25 protein-coding genes and 1 pseudogene are annotated in these 16,766 nt (G+C 62.0%); 4 read left to right on the forward strand and 22 right to left on the reverse strand.

Annotated elements, in window-relative coordinates:
* Positions 1-44 precede the first annotated feature (44 nt).
* From V8P86_RS10050 to V8P86_RS10065, 4 genes are all read left to right on the forward strand, one after another.
* Positions 45-1,112, forward strand: coding sequence for a zinc-dependent alcohol dehydrogenase family protein (locus V8P86_RS10050; RefSeq protein WP_336327128.1), 1,068 nt, complete (start codon positions 45-47; stop codon positions 1,110-1,112).
* Between the two features lie 49 nt (positions 1,113-1,161).
* A complete protein-coding gene (locus V8P86_RS10055) occupies positions 1,162-1,593 on the forward strand; it encodes an SCP2 sterol-binding domain-containing protein (RefSeq protein WP_336327129.1) in 432 nt (143 codons plus the stop codon).
* A gap of 40 nt (positions 1,594-1,633) precedes the next feature.
* Positions 1,634-2,290, forward strand: a complete 657-nt coding sequence (locus V8P86_RS10060) for a helix-turn-helix domain-containing protein (RefSeq protein ID WP_336327130.1) — start codon at positions 1,634-1,636, stop codon at positions 2,288-2,290.
* Positions 2,291-2,418: 128 nt separating this feature from the next.
* The gene (locus V8P86_RS10065; protein WP_336327131.1) at positions 2,419-4,131 is read left to right on the forward strand and encodes a thiamine pyrophosphate-binding protein; all 1,713 of its coding nucleotides are present in this window, start codon (positions 2,419-2,421) and stop codon (positions 4,129-4,131) included.
* A 9-nt stretch (positions 4,132-4,140) separates the two neighbouring features.
* On the opposite strand, the gene V8P86_RS10070 is transcribed toward V8P86_RS10065, so the two are convergent.
* From V8P86_RS10070 to V8P86_RS10180, 22 genes and pseudogenes are all read right to left on the reverse strand, one after another.
* Positions 4,141-4,908, reverse strand: coding sequence for a formate/nitrite transporter family protein (locus V8P86_RS10070; protein WP_442909386.1), 768 nt, complete (start codon positions 4,906-4,908; stop codon positions 4,141-4,143).
* Positions 4,909-5,103: 195 nt separating this feature from the next.
* Complete coding sequence (gene secY / locus V8P86_RS10075) at positions 5,104-6,591, reverse strand: preprotein translocase subunit SecY (RefSeq protein ID WP_336327133.1); 1,488 nt, start codon at positions 6,589-6,591, stop codon at positions 5,104-5,106.
* Between the two features lies 1 nt (position 6,592).
* Positions 6,593-7,069 (reverse strand): uL15m family ribosomal protein, encoded by a 477-nt coding sequence (locus V8P86_RS10080; protein WP_336327134.1) that lies wholly within the window; start codon positions 7,067-7,069, stop codon positions 6,593-6,595.
* Entirely contained in the window at positions 7,069-7,533 is a 465-nt protein-coding gene (gene rpmD / locus V8P86_RS10085) for a 50S ribosomal protein L30 (protein ID WP_336327135.1), read from the reverse strand. Before rpmD ends, V8P86_RS10080 begins: the two co-directional genes overlap by 1 nt.
* Complete coding sequence (locus V8P86_RS10090; RefSeq protein ID WP_336327136.1) at positions 7,530-8,174, reverse strand: 30S ribosomal protein S5; 645 nt, start codon at positions 8,172-8,174, stop codon at positions 7,530-7,532. The genes rpmD and V8P86_RS10090 overlap by 4 nt, the downstream gene beginning before the upstream one ends.
* Positions 8,171-8,731 carry a 50S ribosomal protein L18 gene (locus tag V8P86_RS10095; RefSeq protein ID WP_336327137.1) on the reverse strand — a complete coding sequence of 187 codons (561 nt, stop codon included), beginning with the start codon at positions 8,729-8,731 and terminating at the stop codon, positions 8,171-8,173. Before V8P86_RS10095 ends, V8P86_RS10090 begins: the two co-directional genes overlap by 4 nt.
* On the reverse strand, positions 8,731-9,183 hold the full coding sequence (locus tag V8P86_RS10100) for a 50S ribosomal protein L19e (RefSeq protein WP_336327138.1): 453 nt from the start codon (positions 9,181-9,183) through the stop codon (positions 8,731-8,733). The genes V8P86_RS10095 and V8P86_RS10100 overlap by 1 nt, the downstream gene beginning before the upstream one ends.
* Positions 9,180-10,136, reverse strand: coding sequence for a 50S ribosomal protein L32e (locus V8P86_RS10105; RefSeq protein WP_442909382.1), 957 nt, complete (start codon positions 10,134-10,136; stop codon positions 9,180-9,182). Before V8P86_RS10105 ends, V8P86_RS10100 begins: the two co-directional genes overlap by 4 nt.
* A complete protein-coding gene (locus V8P86_RS10115) occupies positions 10,136-10,672 on the reverse strand; it encodes a 50S ribosomal protein L6 (protein ID WP_336327139.1) in 537 nt (178 codons plus the stop codon). Before V8P86_RS10115 ends, V8P86_RS10105 begins: the two co-directional genes overlap by 1 nt.
* Positions 10,673-10,675: 3 nt before the next feature.
* Positions 10,676-11,068, reverse strand: coding sequence for a 30S ribosomal protein S8 (locus V8P86_RS10120; RefSeq protein ID WP_336327140.1), 393 nt, complete (start codon positions 11,066-11,068; stop codon positions 10,676-10,678).
* The gene (locus tag V8P86_RS10125) at positions 11,065-11,247 is read right to left on the reverse strand and encodes a 30S ribosomal protein S14 (protein WP_336327141.1); all 183 of its coding nucleotides are present in this window, start codon (positions 11,245-11,247) and stop codon (positions 11,065-11,067) included. Before V8P86_RS10125 ends, V8P86_RS10120 begins: the two co-directional genes overlap by 4 nt.
* Positions 11,248-11,260: 13 nt before the next feature.
* Positions 11,261-11,788 carry a 50S ribosomal protein L5 gene (locus V8P86_RS10130; protein WP_336327142.1) on the reverse strand — a complete coding sequence of 176 codons (528 nt, stop codon included), beginning with the start codon at positions 11,786-11,788 and terminating at the stop codon, positions 11,261-11,263.
* Positions 11,785-12,552 (reverse strand): 30S ribosomal protein S4e, encoded by a 768-nt coding sequence (locus V8P86_RS10135; protein WP_336327143.1) that lies wholly within the window; start codon positions 12,550-12,552, stop codon positions 11,785-11,787. Before V8P86_RS10135 ends, V8P86_RS10130 begins: the two co-directional genes overlap by 4 nt.
* Entirely contained in the window at positions 12,549-12,914 is a 366-nt protein-coding gene (gene rplX, locus V8P86_RS10140; RefSeq protein WP_336327144.1) for a 50S ribosomal protein L24, read from the reverse strand. Before rplX ends, V8P86_RS10135 begins: the two co-directional genes overlap by 4 nt.
* Before the next feature lie 2 nt (positions 12,915-12,916).
* Positions 12,917-13,315, reverse strand: a complete 399-nt coding sequence (locus tag V8P86_RS10145) for a 50S ribosomal protein L14 (RefSeq protein WP_336327145.1) — start codon at positions 13,313-13,315, stop codon at positions 12,917-12,919.
* An 11-nt stretch (positions 13,316-13,326) separates the two neighbouring features.
* A pseudogene (locus tag V8P86_RS10150) lies at positions 13,327-13,659 on the reverse strand (30S ribosomal protein S17); the annotation flags it as partial.
* The gene (locus V8P86_RS10155) at positions 13,650-13,937 is read right to left on the reverse strand and encodes a ribonuclease P protein component 1 (RefSeq protein WP_336327147.1); all 288 of its coding nucleotides are present in this window, start codon (positions 13,935-13,937) and stop codon (positions 13,650-13,652) included. The pseudogene V8P86_RS10150 and the gene V8P86_RS10155, both read right to left, overlap by 10 nt.
* Positions 13,937-14,170 carry a 50S ribosomal protein L29 gene (rpmC, locus tag V8P86_RS10160; RefSeq protein ID WP_336327148.1) on the reverse strand — a complete coding sequence of 78 codons (234 nt, stop codon included), beginning with the start codon at positions 14,168-14,170 and terminating at the stop codon, positions 13,937-13,939. Before rpmC ends, V8P86_RS10155 begins: the two co-directional genes overlap by 1 nt.
* Positions 14,167-15,084 carry a 30S ribosomal protein S3 gene (locus tag V8P86_RS10165; protein ID WP_336327149.1) on the reverse strand — a complete coding sequence of 306 codons (918 nt, stop codon included), beginning with the start codon at positions 15,082-15,084 and terminating at the stop codon, positions 14,167-14,169. The genes rpmC and V8P86_RS10165 overlap by 4 nt, the downstream gene beginning before the upstream one ends.
* Complete coding sequence (locus V8P86_RS10170) at positions 15,084-15,557, reverse strand: 50S ribosomal protein L22 (protein ID WP_336327150.1); 474 nt, start codon at positions 15,555-15,557, stop codon at positions 15,084-15,086. The genes V8P86_RS10165 and V8P86_RS10170 overlap by 1 nt, the downstream gene beginning before the upstream one ends.
* Positions 15,558-15,560: 3 nt before the next feature.
* Positions 15,561-15,983: a 30S ribosomal protein S19 gene (locus V8P86_RS10175; protein WP_336327151.1), complete on the reverse strand. Its 423-nt coding sequence runs from the start codon at positions 15,981-15,983 to the stop codon at positions 15,561-15,563.
* Positions 15,984-16,041: 58 nt separating this feature from the next.
* Positions 16,042-16,764, reverse strand: a complete 723-nt coding sequence (locus V8P86_RS10180; RefSeq protein WP_336327152.1) for a 50S ribosomal protein L2 — start codon at positions 16,762-16,764, stop codon at positions 16,042-16,044.
* Between the last annotated feature and the right edge of the window lie 2 nt (positions 16,765-16,766).

Below are 16,766 nucleotides of genomic sequence, written 5' to 3' on the forward strand. Positions count from 1 at the left end.
AATTGTGAGGTAATTTTTTACGTGTGGAGGGCAAGGGGGTAGATATGGATGCAGTAGTATTCCAAGGCGTGGGAGAACCGCTCCAGCTAGAGCAAGTCGACCGGCCAGATTGTGGGCCGGAGGAAGTCGTGGTCGAGACAGAAGCCTGTGGGATCTGCCGGAGTGACTGGCACGCCTGGCAGGGTGACTGGGACTGGATCGGACTCGTTCCCCAGCCAGGACTGATCTTCGGTCACGAACCGGTCGGCCGCGTCGTCGAAGTCGGCGAGAACGTCACACGATTCTCCGAGGGAGACCGCGTGACGAACCCGTTCAACCTCAGTGACGGGACCTGTCCGTACTGCCGGGCCGGGAAAGCCAATATCTGTGAGTCGTCGGTCCCGATGGGCTTTGTCGGCTTCCAGAAGGGTGCCTTCGCCGAGGAGTACTCGGTGCGCAACGCCGACCAGAATCTCGTCGAAGTGCCAGAGGATATCGCCGCACACAAAATTGCCGGACTCGGCTGTCGGTTCGCGACGGCTTTCCACGGCGTGAGCAAGCGCGTCGACATCGAGCCCGGTGACTGGGTCGCCGTCCACGGCTGTGGCGGCGTCGGCATGTCCGCGGTCCACACCGCCAACGCGCTCGGTGGCAACGTCATCGCCGTCGACATCATCGACGAGAAACTGGAGATGGCCGAGGAACTCGGGGCCGTCGAATCGATCAACTCGAACGAGGTCGAAGATGTCCCGCAGGCGGTCAAATCGTTCACCGAGGGTAGCCGCGGCGTGCAGGTCTCTGTCGAGGCGCTGGGCATCGCAGAGACGATCCAGAACTCGGTCAACTGTCTCGCGAAAGGCGGCCAGCACCTCCAGGCTGGGCTCACGACCTCCGAGGAAGAAGGTGAAGTCTCGCTGCCGGTCGACAACATCGTCTGGGACGAGCGGGACTTCCACGGCACCTACGGGATGCCACCGCACGAGTACGACGAGATCTTCCGCATGATGGACAGCGGTAAGATCGAACCGGGCAAGATCGTCTCCGAGACCTGCGGACTCGGCGACGTGCCGGACGTGATGGAGCGTCTCGGTGAGTTCGACACGATGGGCATCCCGGTCTGCACCGAATTCTAATCACTGAGTATAAACTTAACACGACTGCGAACAAAATTGGCTGCAAACCATGTCATTCAAACTTCCAAGCGGGGCAGACGAGTGGGTGGACGAGTATATGAACAAACTCAACGAATCGGACCAGTACTCTCACGCGGGTGAGGGGTGGGGTGTCGGATTCAACGGCGATTTCCTCTTCGAGATTCAGCCCGACGGCACCTACGACGGTGACCCAGTCTACATGTATCTCGAACTGCAGGACGGCGGTTGTCACGACGCCTACGTGACCGACGACCCCGACGGCGAGGATTACGGCTTCGCCTTCCGCGGCGGCTACGAGAAGTGGAAACAGCTCACGAACGGTGAAATCGACCCCGTGGAGGGGATGATGGACGGGACCTTCGAACTCGACGGCGACATGCAGAAGGTCATGCAGTACAGTCAGGCGGCGATCGTCATGACCGAGACTGCCGGCGAAATCGACACCGAGTTCGAGTACTGAGTCCACAGCGTTATTTTCGTGCCGGCCACAATGGGTGACAATGAGAGCCGTCGAGCTTCATCTCCTGCCCGAGGACGGATCTTTCCCCGGCATCGATACGACATTTGCGACGCTCGGGGCGGTCTCCCGGGAGGCGGTCATGAATCTCGGCTGGCACAGTGACGGTTCGTATACGCTGCTCTATCGACTCACAGTCACCGACTTCGAGCCGCTCGAAACGGCAATCGAGGACAACGAGGATATCCGCCAGTACGAACTGATCGTCGAAGACGAGACGAACGTCTATGCCTTTTTGCACGTTTCCGAACACGAGATTCTCAGCGAATTGCTGGCGATCACCGAAGAACACGCACTGCTGCTCGAACCGCCCTTCCGATTCACCGAGCGCGGCGTCCGGGTGACCGTCGCCGGTGAACAGGCAGCACTACAGGAGGCTTTCGACGAAGTGAGCGACCGCATCGCTGTCGATGTCGAGTGGATGGGCGGCTACTCACCCGACCGGACGGACACGCTCGGGCGATTGACTCATCGCCAGCGCGAGGCACTCTCGACCGCCCACGAACTCGGTTACTACGAGACACCCCGCGAGGTCTCGTTCGAGGAGGTCGCAGCGGAACTCGACTGTGCGTCGAGCACGGCGAACGAACTGCTCCGCCGCGCGGAATCGAAGATCATCGATTCGATCCTCGCGGAGTGATTGCCGTAAATCTGCTTTGGCAGATCTGTGATGAGCGTAAACGTATGACTGTGAATTAGTTACCAATAGCGAAAATTCAGCCGGTGTAGCCGGTAGAATTTTTACTCCGACCGGTAAAATGGGTGTGTATGGCAGACAGCGAACGGACGGGAGCGGAGTTGTTCGTCGAGACGCTGGAGCAGTACGGCGTTACCCATCTTTTCGGGAATCCGGGAACGACGGAGCTCCCCATCGTCCACGCGACGGAGGACAGCGACATCGAGTATATCCTCGGCTTGCACGAGGACATCGCCACGGGGATGGCGGGGGGATACGCGAGTACGCGGCGGTACCACGCTCACCACGAGGACGAACCCATCGGCGAAAGTGACGTGTTGCCGCTCGGCGTGGCCAATCTTCATCTCTCGGCCGGACTGGCGCACGGACTCGGCAACGTCTACGCGGCGTCTGTCGCCGGCGCGCCGGTCCTCATTACCGCCGGCATCCACAGCACTGATTTCCGCCACGAGGAGCCCATCCTGCACGGTGACCTCGTCGAGATGATCGACCAGTTCACGAAGTGGTCCGACGAGGTTCGCTCTGTCGAGGCACTGCCGACGATGCTCCGCCGGGCAGTCCGGACAGCGCTGACGCCACCCACAGGACCGGTCTTTCTAGCGCTTCCGCTGGATCAGATGCTCGCGGAGACGACGGCCGAACCCGAGCGACTCGGAACGATTCCGGACGGCGGCCGCGGCGACCCTGGCCAGGTCGCGCGGGCGGCGGATCTTCTCTCGGAAGGTACGGATATCGCCATGGTGCTCGGCGACGGCGTCGCCCGCTCGGGCCGGGATGCCGTCGAAGATGCCATCGCGCTCGCGGAGGCGGTCGGTGCGCGCGTCCACGGCGAAATCCTCGCCTGCGAGGTCAACTTCCCGACCGATCACGACCAGTGGGTTTCGTTCGTCCCGCCGAACGAGGATCTCGCTCGGACGCTGATGAGTGCCGACGTTCTGCTGCAGGTCGGCTGTTCGACGAACACGACGCTGACTCGCCACGAGAACGATCTGATCCCGTCGGAGACGACCTGCATCGACATCAGCGACGACGCCTGGCAGATCGGCAAAAACCAGCCCGCGGACGCTGCCGTCATCGGTGATCCGGGCCGTGTCATGTCCGAACTCGCCGATATCCTCGCACAGGATCTCTCGGAGTCGACCCGCGAGCAACGCCTGGAATCCGTCGCCGCTCGCCGGGAGTTCGTCGGCGCGAAGATGGAAGGCATGGGCGAAGGTGAGGCCACTGACGATCCGCGAGCCTCGAAGGCGGACTTGGTCGATGCGATGGAGGATGTCGCTGAGGACGCCTTCATCGTCGACGAAGGTGTCACATCGAAATACGCGATGTTGACCCGCTGGAGTCTCGAAGCCGATCAGTACATCTCGAACAAGGGCGGCGGACTCGGCTACGGCCTGCCGGCGTCGGTCGGTGCGGCTGTCGCCGAGAGTCTCCAAGACGAGCCCCGAGATGTCGTCGGCTTCATCGGCGACGGCTCGTATCTCTACTATCCGCAGTCCATCTACTCGGCGGTGCGCCACGATCTGGACCTGACGGTTGTGGTTCCGGACAACCGCAACTACCGGATTCTCAAGGACAACACGCTGGACATCATGGGCGGCGACGAAGACGACTACGACTGGGTTGGAATGGATTTCGACCCGCCGGTCGATCTCCCGAAAAACGCCGAGAGTCACGGGGCGCGCGGCCACCTCGTCGAATCGCCAGCGGACATTGCCTCGTCGTTCGCCGACGCGCTGGATCGTGAGGGTACCGACGTGCTCGACGTGCTCGTCCACGACTGAACTCTCAAGTCAGTTGCCGCCCCGGACCACGTGTCCGTACTTGAGCAGCGCAACGAACACTGCGCCCCCGACGGCGTTGCCGACCGTCGCCAGCGCGAGAAAAACGAGATAATCCAACGGCGTGACTGACGTGGACATGATCAGTCCAAACAGCACTTCGACGTTACCCGCGATCGAGTGCGGGAGATGCAGCAGGCCGATAGTTCCGGTGACGATCAACACGATAATCAGCCGACTGGTCGTCTCCTGGGCCGCTGTGATCAACCAGGCCAGCAGCCCCATCAGCCATCCTGCGAAGACACCGCCGACGAACAGCCACTCGGGTTCGTGTGAGACCAGTTTGTTCGCGATGGTTCCGAACGCCTCCGGCGAGACGACGCCGAGACCCGGCATCAACACGACGACCAGCAGTGTGAATATGAACCCACCGACGATGTTGCCGACGTACACCACGCCCCAGAGTCTGGAGAGTTGCTGTGCGGAGGCCTGACCGTCGAGGACGGGAATCACGGCGAGAGTCGTGTGTTCTGTGAACAGTTCCGACCGTCCGAGGATCACGAACATGAATCCGATCGAGTAGACACTCGCGAGCAGAAGTTCAGTGCCAAGATCACCGTAGCCGCCATCGGAGAGCGTCAATATGACTGCCATCATGAGTGGCCCGAAGCCGATATCAAGCCCCGCTGAAAATCCGGATAGCGCCAGCCCAGACCACTCGCGGTTCATCTCGTGAACGCCACTCTCGATTAGTGAGGCGAGCACGTTCTGAGATGTCATCTGCTCCGTAGAGTCGGTATCCTCTTGCTCCGGCTCACTCACTGGAACTCACACTCGTTTGTCAGCTACCGCGGCCACACATATCTGTGTTTGTTCGGTTTGCCGCGAATCGCCTCTGGAGTGGCACCGGCGAGAGATGTCACTCGCTCGGAGTCAAAAATAAAATCTCGAAAAGTGGTCGGAAATCGGTCGGCGTTAGCCGAACATCTTCCGCATCATCGGGTGCATCTCCATCAACTGCTCCTCGGCGATTTCCTCGTAGAGCTTGTAGGTGATGGACACTGTCAGCAGGAGTCCAGTCCCGGTCACACCGCCGATGGTGCCGAGCATGTTCGCCATCACGGCGAGGAAGCCGACGAGCGCACCGCCGATGACGGTCACCTGCGGGATGTACTGTTCGAGCACGCGCTCGATACTCCGGGTGTTCTGCCGGAATCCGGGGATCTGCATCCCGGAGCCGTGGATCTGCTTGGCCGTCGCCTCGGGGCCCATGTCAGTGGTCTTCACCCAGAAGATGGCGAAGATTGCACCGCCGACGATCATGATCGTCAGATCGATCCCCACGCGAATGAGGATCTCCCAGGCCTCGTTCTGTCCACCGAAGCCGGCGAACCACATCCAGTCCTGTGGGGACTGGATCGGCGAGAGGAAGTAGAACAGCCCTTCCTGTGGTTGGCCCTGATCGCTGTAGGTGCCCAGCCACGCGGGCATCCCGGTCCACTGGCCGTTCAGAATGCGCCCGAGGAACTGAACGTTCATCTGGAGTGCTCGAACGAGGATCATCGGCAGGACACTCGCGTAGATGAGCTTGACCGGGTATCGACCCCGTGCGCCCTTGACCCGCGTATTCGAGAGGGGGATCTCGACGCGAACGCTTTCCGCGTAGACGACGATGGCGAAGATTGCGAAGGTGGTAAACATCGCCAGCAGCCCGACCCGGAACTGTCCACCGGGGCCGAGCAGGACATCCTGCAACCCTGCTGGTGTGAGCAGGCTCCCCGAAAGCTCTCGCTCGCCGAAGATCACGCGAATCCAGGTCGCGATGATCCCGTCGTTGACCGTTCCGGGGAGTTCACTGAATCCGAGCAGGCCACCGATCATCCGCTGGCTCACACCAGCGATAATGAACAGCCCGATCCCGGATCCGACGCCCCACTTGCTGACGATTTCGTCCATGAACAGGATGAGGATACCGCCGATGAACACCTGCACGAAGATCAGAAACTGCAGTGTCCCCGGGCTCACGCCGATCGACCGAGCGACCGGACCCGCTGGCTGCAGGAAACCTGCATACACCATCGGGAGCGCGGTGAGCGCCGTCATGATGACGACGAGCAGTTTCTGCAGGCCCTGATAGAGGACCTGATCTCGTGGGTTATTCTGGGTATCGAGTCCCAGCAAGTCGGCACCGCCGAGCAGTTGCAGGACGATGCTCGCCGTGACGATCGGTCCAATTCCGACGTGCATTAGCGAGCCCTGCGATCCGGCCAGAATCGACCGGAAACGACCGAAGGCATCTGACGATGCGCCCAGCCCGAACAGCGACACGTTCGTCAGGAAAAAGTACAGCACCAGGATTCCTGCCGTCCAGCCGAGTTTGCGGCGGAACGGGACGTGTCCTTCCGGACGGCGGACTGCGGGCATCCGCGTAAGTACCGGTTCGGCGGTATCCTTCCAGCTCATATTATTCCTCGTCTGTCGATTCGTCGTCGTCGACCGGGTTTAGTGCTTCGGTCTCGCCACCGGCGGCCTCGATTTTCTCGACGGCACCGTCCGAGAAATCATCCGCGATGACGGAGAGTTCGTTCCGAACCTGCCCAGCACCGAGTACTTTCACTCGGTCTGCCGTGTCTGCGTCGTCGACGATTTCTCGCGCGTCGATCTCGTAGCCACCGTCGGTCTCCTCTGCGAGGCCCTCCGCTGCGAGCAGCGGGGCGTCCTCGTCGAGTTCGCGCACGTCGACGGTCACGACCGTGTCCTGCGCTTTCTCCGGCCGGGTGAAACCCGAGCCTTCCTCGCCGAGTGGCGGGTGGTTGTGGTGCTCGTGTTTGTCACGTCCTGCCGCGCCGCGGCCGCCACGGTGACCGGCACCGCGTCGGTTCTTCTGGGAACCGCCGCCGTGGGTCCGGGAGCCGCGCTGTCGTCGTTTTTTGCTTGTCATTATCGCATCGCCTCCAGTAGTGCATCGAGATCGTCCGTCTCGTGAGGACCGATCTGTCCGCCCGTCTTGACCGGCCGTTTGACGCCCTCGTGGCCGCCCCGCGGTGGGTGCAGCCGCAGCGTCGGCGAGAGGCCGGCATCTTGCAGAGTCGTTTCTTCGGCGATCAGTGCCTCGGCGAGCGCCGAGATACTGTCGTATTCCGTGTTCTCGGCGATCCACTCGTCGTCGATGTCGCCCTCGCCCGCTGCGGGCTCGGCTCGGCTCTCGATCAGGAGTTCGACCGTCTCCTGGCTCGGCTCGCCGTGGGCAACGTAGTCGTTGACCTTCGCGACCATCCCGTCGTAGGCTGGCTCTTCGGGCACCAGCGTCGCGTGGTTGACCCGACCGAGATTCAGCATGTCGAGGGTGTCTCGGGTGTCCTGATTGATGTTCACTTCACCGCGAAGCTGGACGAGCGCTTTCATTCCTCGACCACCTCACGCTGCTGTTCGCGAACGCGCTGGGGCACCCGCGATTCCGCGGCGTTTTCCAGTGCGTTGTAGGTCGCTTTTGCCAGGTTCACCGTCGTTCGGGTGTTGCCGTGGCTTTTCGTCCAGGCGTCTTCGATACCAGCCAGTTCGAGCACGTGCCGTGGCGTCTCTGCGGCAGCGAGCCCGAGTCCTTTCGGAGCCGGCTTGATTTCGACTTCGACACTGCCGGCCTTGCCCGTCGCGTTCCGGATCAGCGAGTGATCGCCACCCGGCTCGTCCTCCCAGGAACCGCTTCCCAGAGGGATCTTGACCAGGTTCAGCTTGCCGATGTCGATGGCCTTCTGAATCGCTCCGCCGACCTGATCGTCACGACCCTCGGCGTAGCCGATGAGGCCGTTACGGTTGCCGACGACGACGACACAGCGGAACTTGACTCGGCGCCCCGAGTCGGTCATCCGCTGGACCATGTTGATGTCCAGTACTTCGTCTTCCAGATCTGGAACGAGCTGGTCGACGAGCTCTGCTTCCTTCAGTGGCAGGCCGGAGTTCAGCGCCTCCTCCATCGTCTCGATTTCGCCTTCTGCCACCTTCTTGCCAAGTCGGGTCTGTGGGACCCATCCGTCTTCAGCACTCATAGTTCAACCTCATCTTCCAGCAGTGTTTCTCGCAGTTCGTCGAAGTGCTCCGGGAGCTCGGTCGCGTCGAAGTCGCCGCCGTAGAGGCCGTCCTGCTGCTCGGCGTACTCGGCGATGTGTTCCCCACGCGTGCGCGGCCACTCAGCCAGCACGTCGTCGTTGTGCGGGATTTCGAGCCCGGCGTCGATAGCACCTTCCTGTACTGCGAAGACCTTGCTCCCCGGCGTCGGGGAGTTCAGTCCGATATCGAGCACTGCTTCCTCGATACCTGCCTCGACCGCACGCAGGCCGGCGAGTAGACCGGTGAGGTACGCGGCGGGCATGTTGCTCGTCGGTGCCTCCCAGCCGTACTCGGCCAGATCCTGCGAGTGTGCGCTCGCAAGCGTGTTGTCTCCCTGTGGTCCTGTCGTAACCAGCTGCGCCCTGACATGTTTGTTGCTCTTTCGAGCGACCAGTCGTGGCTTGCCGGATTTCAGCAGGCGCAACCGCTGATGGTAATCTGTTCGTGCCTCGCGGCGTCGCCGCATAGGCACGGTGTATCGTGGTCCTGTTGCCATTAGATCTCACCTCTGAGTTCGTTTTCGAGATACCGTTCGAGGTCGGCGACACTGTCGAACTCGCCACCGCCGGCTTTGTCGTACAGGTCGCGATAGGTCGAGCGGTCGATCTCGTCGTCGTCGCGGAGTTCGCGCAGTCGCTTGCGCTGTGCGCGAATCTTCGATGTCCAGTCGTCCTTTTCGTTCTCTCGGGCGCCGGCCTTGCCCTTCCGGGAGCCGGGACCGCTCTGGTGGCCGTACGAGCGTTTCTGCTGGCGCTCGCGGGCCTGTCCGCGGGAGTTGCCTTTCGGCTCTTCTGCGCGGATGGCACCCTCGTCGACCAGTTCACGGATGTCTTCGCGGGTAATCGCCTCCGCGATGTCACCCTGTCGGCTGGGGTCCAGCCAGATCTTGTTCTGCCCGACATCGAGAACGTCCGATGCGAGTCGCTTCTGTGCGCTAAGATCAGTCATTCTACTTCGACCTCCACGTAGGTTGGGTTGAGGACGCGGATGCCCTCGTCTTCTGCGACCTCTTCGATTCGTTCGCGCTTGCGCGCGCCGACCTTCGAGGCGATCCGGACCGCTTCGGTGTCACCGTCGACACCCTCCAGATCGTCCACGTTGTGCACGCGAACTTCCTCGAAGCCGGACGGGTGGCGACCGCGAACCGCTTTCGGCGAGCGGAAGCCCGCCTGTACCTTGTCGCCTTTGCCCTTGATACCGCGACGCTGTTTCGACAGCGTCCCTTTCGGGCGCCGCCAGGAGGTCGGCACTCGTTTCTTCTTGTGGTGGTCCTGTCGGTTGAACTTCGGCGTGCCCACGCGTGACCGCTGCGTGAGAAGCCGCTGCTCGTCGTCGTCGAGGTCAGGCGTCTTGTCGACGAGTCCACGAGGCTGGAGTTCCGTCTCCACGTCTTCTGCTTCCTCGGCTTCCTCGTCTTCGACTTCTGCCTCGACCTCTTCGCTGACGTCGAGGTCGCCGACGTCGGCTTTGATTCGGGCGGCGAGTGCCATCCCGATGCCGTCTACGTCGGCGAGTTCGTCCTGGCTCGCGCCGCGGACCTTGTCGACCGTGCCGTAGCCGGCGTCTTCGAGCGAACCCGCCTTCGAGTCACCGACGCCGCTGATGTCGGTGAGTTCCTCGATTTCGGGCTCGTCCTCGTCGTCTTCGTCGTCTGCGGCTTCGTCTTCGCCGGCGTCGTCGGGTTCGAGTTCTTCGATCTCGGCCTCGACACCGACGCTCACTTCGACCTCGTCGGTCTCGGCTTTCAGCCGGGCAGCCAGTGCCGTCGAGATTCCCTCGACGTCCTGAAGCTGGTCCTGGCTGGCCGCGGCGACGTGTTCGGGCGTCTCGTAGCCCGCGTCACGGAGCGCCTCGGCTTTCTCTTCGTCGACACCGCCGAGTTCAGTAAGTTCGTCTGCCATCAGGCGTCACCTCGATTTGGTTTCTGTGTGATGTAGACGCCGTCCTGGAAGACGCGAACGTCCTTGTCCGTCACACGCGTCAGCTGCTCGATATCGGCTGCTGTCTGTCCGACTGCCTCGATGTCCGGTCCGTTCAGCGTGACGATCTCGCCGTCGATCTCCACGTCGGTGTCCCCGTGAATCGGGGCTTCTCGCGGCGCTTTCTCGCCGAGGAAGTTCTCGATGACGACAGAGCCGTCCTGTACGGCGACGTCCATCGGGAAGTGAGAGTAGAAGATCTCCATCTCGTACTCCCAGCCCTCGGTCACGCCGTGGTACATGTTGCGGACGTGGCTCTCGAAGGTGCCAAGCGTCGACATCGTCTTGGCGTCGTCTCCGTCGCTCGTGATGACGACCTCGCCGTCATCGACGCTGACGTCGATGTCCGGGTACCAGAGGCGTCGGGTGACGCTGCCGTTCGGTCCCTCGACGGTCAACTCGAGATGGTCCATCTCGGCGTCGACCTCGTCTGGAATCTGTAGTGTAGTTTCTGGCATTGTTCAGTAGACGTATGCGATGACCTGACCACCAATTCCCTGCTCTCGGGCCTCGTAGTGGCTCATGATGCCATGCGAGGTGGTGACGATGAGCGTCCCGTAGTCACGGGCCGGGAGGAATCGCTTCTCCCATTTCTCGAACTCGTCGGCACCGGCCGAATAGCGGGGCTTGATGGGGCCACACTCGTTGATTGCTCCTTTCAGTTCGACCTCGAATTTCCCGGCTTTACCGTCGTCGATGCGCTGGAAGCCGTCGATGTAACCGCGATCGTACAGCACCTCCAGTACACTACCGATCTCGTTCGAGGCGGGCGATACGTCCTGTGTGAGATGACCAACGCTACCGCCGTTGTCGATCGCCGACAGCGCGTTGGCAAGTGGGTCGTTTCCTGTCATGAGTACTTCTTGAAGCCCATGCTTCGGGATACTTCGCGGAAGCACTGTCGACAGAGCCAGATGTCGTACTTGCCGACCAGACCCTGCTTGCGGCCACAGCGCTGGCACTCCCGTAGCTGTCCGGTTCGTTTCGCGGCTTGCTCGCCGGTTGCCTCTGCTTCCTGTTCGCTCTCGCTCATGCTGTCTCCTCCATCATTGCTGGACCTCCACGTCGAATGCCTTCTCGACGTATGTGACCGCATCGTCGATGCTGAGCCGGTGCGCCGACGGGATCGAACGCGAGCCCTTGTCGCGCTTTGCGACGCGGTAGCCCGGACGGACCAGATTGACCGTCACGTCCAGCCCGTAGATCCCGATGGTCGGGTCGTACTCCTGGCTCGGGAACTCGGTGTGTTCCTCGATCCCGTAGCTGAAGTTGCCGGTATCGTCGAACTGAGCACGATCGATATCGACCAGTTCGAGCGATTTGTCGAGGAACTCTTCGGCGAGTTCGTCTCGCAGCGTGACCTTCGCACCGATCGGGTCGCCCTCGCGGATGTTGAACTCCGGTTTGGTCGCCTTTGCGGTGGTTCGGACGGACTCCTGGCTGGTGATCTCTTCGAGGATCTCCTCGGCCTGTGCGAGGGGTTCACCACCCTGACCGACGCCCATGTGGACGACGACTTTCTCGACGCGCGGTTCGCGCATCGAGTGGAACTCACTTCCGGTATCCGAACTCATGCGTCATCACCCTGCTCGCGGTTGTCGCCGCTCGCTTCCGGGTCGGAACCCGACCCGCTCACGAAGTTCTCGTCGATCACGACGATGTACTCCTCGATGGTCTCGAAGCCGTCGTCGGACGAGACTGGAGCATCCTCCTGGTCGACGAGGACGTTGTTCTGAGAGCTACCCGGCGTGACCTGAATCTCGTCGACTGCGCCGATCTGTCCGGCGTGTGCGCCGTTGACGGCGGTCACGAGCGCGCCCTCTTCGTACTCGAAGTGGGCGACAATCTCGTCGTCCTCGTTGGCGATGACGATCGAATCGTCGACGCTGTACGGACTGCCTTCCTCGACGAGCAGGGTGTGCCCGTCGTGGAGGGTCAACTGAACGTCCCCGCCTGGGACATTCGCCTTCTTGACGATCTTGCCGAGTTTACTCTGTGCCGATTCCTCGTCGATCGGGGTCAGCGAGAGCCGGCCACCCTCGTCGGGGAACACGCGGTAGTACTCCTCGCGTTCCTCGAAGGCGACGATGTCGAACATCCCGACTGGACGCTCCTCGTCGCTGATGATCTTCCCGTTGATCTCGACGTTACCTTCGTTCAGTGCGTATCGTGCTTCCTTGCGGCTGTCGGCGTAGCCGAGCACGTCCCGCAGAATGATGAGCAGGGGAACCCCCGACTCACCGTGGGGCCCGGCGTCGGCCTTGACCGTGAAGGTCTCCTCCTTTCGCTCGACGGGCCAGCTCTTTGGGACTGAGAGCCGCTTCTGATGTTTCGTCATTCGTTATCCTCCTCCGTAGCTTCGAGGCGCTCCTCTCGCAGTTCGTCCGAGAGGTCGAGTTCGACCACGCGAAGGTTACTCGCGTCGACTGGTCGTGGGACCTCTTCGCCGTCGGCCGTTTCGAGGGTTACGTCCTCGACGTGGACGGCGGCGTCTTTGAGGTCGACGTTGACGACTTCGCCCTGCTCGCCCGCGTCGTCGCCACGGAGCACCTCGACGGTGTCCCCGGCGTTGACTCGGACCGAGCGGGTGTCGTACTCCTCGCGGAGATCCTCCGACAGCGTCGCCTTGACCTGCTCGTGACGTTCGTGCAACGGAGCGCGTCGCGTTGCCGTTCGCTGTTTGTGTGGTTGTTCGCTCATATCTATACGATCATTGTCGCTGTGGAGGCGATCGACCCGAACCGCTCTGCGACTTCCCGGGCGATCGGCCCCTTGATCTCTGTTCCGCGTGGCTCCTCGTTGTCGTCGATGATGACGGCGGCGTTGTCCTCGAACTGCAGGCGGGTGCCGTCCGGCCGGCGGATCGATTTCCGCTGGCGGATGACGACCGCTTCGAGCACCTGCCGTCGCATCTCCGGCGTCCCTTTCGTGACCGAGACGGTGATCTTGTCACCGATGCCGGCCTTGGGATGTCGGTTGATCGTGCCGGAATAGCCGTGGGTGCTGATGACTTTGAGTTCGCGTGCGCCCGTGTTGTCGGCGCAGTTGATCAGCGAACCCTTCTCCAGGCCCTGGGTTACGTCTGCTTTCAGGGCCTCCATCAGGCATCACCCTCGGTTACTTCGACGACGACGTGTGATTTCGTCTTCGAGAGCGGGCGGGTTTCTGCAATTCTGACGGTCGCACCTTCAGAAACGGGTCGCAGGACCTCCGGCACGTGTGCCGGGATCCGCGAGCGTCGTTTCATCAGGCGGTCGTACTTGGGAACCTGCACGTCGTATTCCCGTTCGACGACAACCGTCTTCTCCATGTCCGTCGAGACGACCTCGCCTTCGAGGACTTGGCCTCGAACGGGGAGATCGCCGAAGAACGGACATGTCTCGTACTCGTACTCCTCTGGATTCTCTGGTTCTGGTGGTGTGTCTACGTCTAATCCTATCGCCATTTCGAGTCACCTCGATGTTCTGTGCGCCGTGCTGGTCGTGCCACGAGCCGAGTCCCCTCGGTCGCGACGACCTCGCCCGATGGCAACGTCCACACGAACTCCGCAGCCGCTTTCGGCACCTGCCGGACACGACCCTCGGACTCGATGCCCAGCGTCTGTGTCGTTTCGGTGACGCACTCGCCGCTAATCCCGACGAGATCCGGATTCGACGCCGACCGGATCTCGACGGAGAGGCCGACGAGTTCGTGTCGTGGGAGCGTTGTCGGGCGTACTGGCATTATTCGTTCACTTCGGGCGTGTCCTCGCCCTCGAAGTCGCCTTCTTCTGTCTGGATCGTCTTGATCCGGGCGATTGCCTTCCGCAGTTCCTTGATCCGACCCGGATTCTCCGGCTGTGCACCGGCGGCTTTCGCTGACACGGCGTTCAGCAGTTCCGTCTCCAGATCTTCCAGCTCTGCCTGTCGTTCGGTCGGGGTCATGTCACGGATCTCGACTGGATGCAGGACGGTCATTCGTCATCACCCTCCTCGTCCATTTCGTCCATGAGCTCTTCCGCTTCGGCCTCGGTATCCTCGTCGAGTTCCTCCTCGACGTCGGCTTCGAGGTCTTCGAGTTCGTCCTCGACGTCTGCCTCGTCCGGCAGGTCGGGATCGTCGAACTCCTCTGCGGCTTCCTCGACAACTTCTTCCTCGACGTCTGGCTCGCTGTCCGCATCCGACGGCGTCTCGGTCTCGGACTCCTCACCGTCTTCGGCTTCACCCTCCTCGGGTTCGCCGGCGAGCAGTTCTTCGACGCCCTCGCCCTCTTCGACGACGTAGTCTTCGATCTCCTGGTCCTCGTAGACCTCGAAGTCGTCGGGCAGTTCCGCACCCGGCGGGATGATCTTGACCTGCACCCCGATGGTGCCGAGTTGGACGACGGCCGTTCCGATGCCGTGGTCGACGATCTCCTCTGCGGGTTCGCCGTTGTGCTTGATGTAGCCACGGTTGAACTTCTCCACGCGTGAGCGTGCGCCCGTGACTTTGCCTGAAAGGACGATCTCTGCACCGAGTGCGCCGGCTTCCATGATCCGGTCGATGGTCGTGTGACCGGCTTTGCGGAAGTACCAACCGCGTTCGAGTGCGTTCGCGAGTCGGTCTGCGACGATCCGGGCGTTCAGGTCAGGTTCTTCGACCTCCTGAACGTCGACCTGCGGATCTTCGAGTCCGAAGTCCTCTTCGAGCGTGGTGGTGATCTTCCGGATGTTCTTCCCGCCTTTGCCGATGACCATTCCTGGCTTCTCGGCTTTGAGCACGATCTGTGTGCCCATCGGCGTCTTCGCGATCTCCATCCCGCCGTAGCCGGCGCGACCGAGTTCGTCCTGGAAGAACTCGTCGATCTGGGTGCGCTGAAGCCCGTTCTCGATGAACTGGAGTTCGTCAGCCATTATTCATCACCCTCCTCCTCGACGTCTTCGAGGATGAGTTCGACATCGACTTCCGGTGTGTTCCACGGGCTGGCCCGCCCCATCGCTCGGGGCTGGCGACCCTCTGCTTCGCCGACCTTGTGGGCGGCGACGTGCATGATCTCCATGTTTTCGCCCTCGAATCCCTGGTACTCGGCGTTACCGATCGCGTTGTCCAGCAGATCGAGGAAGGCCTTGCTCGCTTTCTCGGGGTATCGACCGGCGTCCCAGCCGTCGACATCCTTCCGGTGACCGACGCCCGAGTTGTGCTGCTTGAAGGGCACCGACCGCTCCTCCTCGACGACAGCCTCGAGATACTCGATTGCGTCGGTTGCGGTCATCCCCTTGATCTCACGGGCGATGGCCTTACTGTGCTTGTGGCTTACGTGCCGCTCCCGGAGCATCGCTTTCGCCGTCGTGTCCGGGTCGGCCTCGACTGAGTAGCTGATTCCCATGATTTATTTGAGGGGTACGAACTTCGAGGAGCGTGTCGCTCCGATGCCGGCCTGTCCGTGTTCGACCGACGTTCGGGTGAGCTGGAACTCGCCCAGGTAGTGCCCGAGCATCTCCGGCTCGACTTTCACTCGCTCGAAGGCTTGTCCGTTGTGGACCGCGAAGGTCAGCCCGACCATCTCCGGGACGATCGGCATGTCCCGCAGGTGTGTGCGGATCGGGTTGTTCGCGGTCTCCTCCTCGCCGGCCTCGCGGGCCTCTTCGAGGAGCTGTTCTTTCTCGTAGGACAGGCCGCGTGTGATACTTCGCCGCTGGCGTGCGGGCAGCAGTTCCGCGACTTCCTCGAGACTCAGTTCCTGCAACTCGTCAAGCGTGTGACCACGGTAGGTAAACTCGCCTTCGTGGCCGATCTGATAGTCAGAACTCATTCGTTTTCACCTCGGGTGAAACTCATGAGGTCGTCGCGCGCTGTGCGTGCGACGGAACTCATCGTTCTCCACCTCGTCCGGTACGTTTCGAGGAGATGTCCCCGACCTTCCGCCCCGGCGGGGCGTCACGCGAGATACTCTTCGGCTTGCCGGGGTGCTGGCGGCCACCGCCACCGAATGGGTGGTCGACGGCGTTCATCGCGACGCCACGCACCCGGGGCCAGACGGTCCCGCGGGATTTGACTTTGTGGTACTTCTTCCCGGCCTTGAGGACGGGTTTCTCCGTTCGGCCACCACCTGCGACGACACCGATTGTCGCCCGGCACTGTGGGTCGAGTCGCTTGACCTCGTCGCTCGGCAACTGCACGACCGCGACGTTGCGGTCGTGGGTCATCAGCGTCGCGTTGACACCCGACGCGCGGGCGAACTTCCCGCCGTCGCCAGGGTTGGCCTCGACGTTACAGACCGGCACGCCTTCCGGAATCTCCGCGAGCGGAAGGGTGTTGCCTGCTTCGATTGTCGCCGAGACACCGATCTGGATCTCGTCGCCGACCGCGATGCCTTCCGGTGCGAGCACCAGTCGGCGGTCGCCATCGTCGAACTGCACGTCCGCGATCGGTGCGCTCCGCGCGGGGTCGTGCTCGATGTCCAGCACTTCACCGGAGACGATATCTTTGTCTTCGAGTTTCCGGTGATCCATGCTCGCTTTGTAGCGATGGGAGGGGGCTCGGAACGTCGAGCCACCGCGTCCACGTCGCTGTCCGCGAATTCGTCGTCCCATTC

The sequence above is a fragment of the Halovenus anhuiensis genome (assembly GCF_037080055.1).
Classification (GTDB): domain Archaea; phylum Halobacteriota; class Halobacteria; order Halobacteriales; family Haloarculaceae; genus Halovenus.

Bases quoted from the DNA above. Each gene is read 5' to 3' on its own strand.
- V8P86_RS10050 (WP_336327128.1), top strand. From the start codon at position 45: ATGGATGCAGTAGTATTCCAAGGCGTGGGAGAACCGCTCCAGCTAGAG.
- V8P86_RS10055 (WP_336327129.1), top strand. From the start codon at position 1,162: ATGTCATTCAAACTTCCAAGCGGGGCAGACGAGTGGGTGGACGAGTAT.
- V8P86_RS10060 (WP_336327130.1), top strand. From the start codon at position 1,634: ATGAGAGCCGTCGAGCTTCATCTCCTGCCCGAGGACGGATCTTTCCCC.
- V8P86_RS10065 (WP_336327131.1), top strand. From the start codon at position 2,419: ATGGCAGACAGCGAACGGACGGGAGCGGAGTTGTTCGTCGAGACGCTG.
- V8P86_RS10070 (WP_442909386.1), bottom strand. From the start codon at position 4,908: ATGACATCTCAGAACGTGCTCGCCTCACTAATCGAGAGTGGCGTTCAC.
- secY (WP_336327133.1), bottom strand. From the start codon at position 6,591: ATGAGCTGGAAGGATACCGCCGAACCGGTACTTACGCGGATGCCCGCA.
- V8P86_RS10080 (WP_336327134.1), bottom strand. From the start codon at position 7,069: ATGACAAGCAAAAAACGACGACAGCGCGGCTCCCGGACCCACGGCGGC.
- rpmD (WP_336327135.1), bottom strand. From the start codon at position 7,533: ATGAAAGCGCTCGTCCAGCTTCGCGGTGAAGTGAACATCAATCAGGAC.
- V8P86_RS10090 (WP_336327136.1), bottom strand. From the start codon at position 8,174: ATGAGTGCTGAAGACGGATGGGTCCCACAGACCCGACTTGGCAAGAAG.
- V8P86_RS10095 (WP_336327137.1), bottom strand. From the start codon at position 8,731: ATGGCAACAGGACCACGATACACCGTGCCTATGCGGCGACGCCGCGAG.
- V8P86_RS10100 (WP_336327138.1), bottom strand. From the start codon at position 9,183: ATGACTGATCTTAGCGCACAGAAGCGACTCGCATCGGACGTTCTCGAT.
- V8P86_RS10105 (WP_442909382.1), bottom strand. From the start codon at position 10,136: ATGGCAGACGAACTTACTGAACTCGGCGGTGTCGACGAAGAGAAAGCC.
- V8P86_RS10115 (WP_336327139.1), bottom strand. From the start codon at position 10,672: ATGCCAGAAACTACACTACAGATTCCAGACGAGGTCGACGCCGAGATG.
- V8P86_RS10120 (WP_336327140.1), bottom strand. From the start codon at position 11,068: ATGACAGGAAACGACCCACTTGCCAACGCGCTGTCGGCGATCGACAAC.
- V8P86_RS10125 (WP_336327141.1), bottom strand. From the start codon at position 11,247: ATGAGCGAGAGCGAACAGGAAGCAGAGGCAACCGGCGAGCAAGCCGCG.
- V8P86_RS10130 (WP_336327142.1), bottom strand. From the start codon at position 11,788: ATGAGTTCGGATACCGGAAGTGAGTTCCACTCGATGCGCGAACCGCGC.
- V8P86_RS10135 (WP_336327143.1), bottom strand. From the start codon at position 12,552: ATGACGAAACATCAGAAGCGGCTCTCAGTCCCAAAGAGCTGGCCCGTC.
- rplX (WP_336327144.1), bottom strand. From the start codon at position 12,914: ATGAGCGAACAACCACACAAACAGCGAACGGCAACGCGACGCGCTCCG.
- V8P86_RS10145 (WP_336327145.1), bottom strand. From the start codon at position 13,315: ATGGAGGCCCTGAAAGCAGACGTAACCCAGGGCCTGGAGAAGGGTTCG.
- V8P86_RS10155 (WP_336327147.1), bottom strand. From the start codon at position 13,937: ATGCCAGTACGCCCGACAACGCTCCCACGACACGAACTCGTCGGCCTC.
- rpmC (WP_336327148.1), bottom strand. From the start codon at position 14,170: ATGACCGTCCTGCATCCAGTCGAGATCCGTGACATGACCCCGACCGAA.
- V8P86_RS10165 (WP_336327149.1), bottom strand. From the start codon at position 15,084: ATGGCTGACGAACTCCAGTTCATCGAGAACGGGCTTCAGCGCACCCAG.
- V8P86_RS10170 (WP_336327150.1), bottom strand. From the start codon at position 15,557: ATGGGAATCAGCTACTCAGTCGAGGCCGACCCGGACACGACGGCGAAA.
- V8P86_RS10175 (WP_336327151.1), bottom strand. From the start codon at position 15,983: ATGAGTTCTGACTATCAGATCGGCCACGAAGGCGAGTTTACCTACCGT.
- V8P86_RS10180 (WP_336327152.1), bottom strand. From the start codon at position 16,764: ATGGGACGACGAATTCGCGGACAGCGACGTGGACGCGGTGGCTCGACG.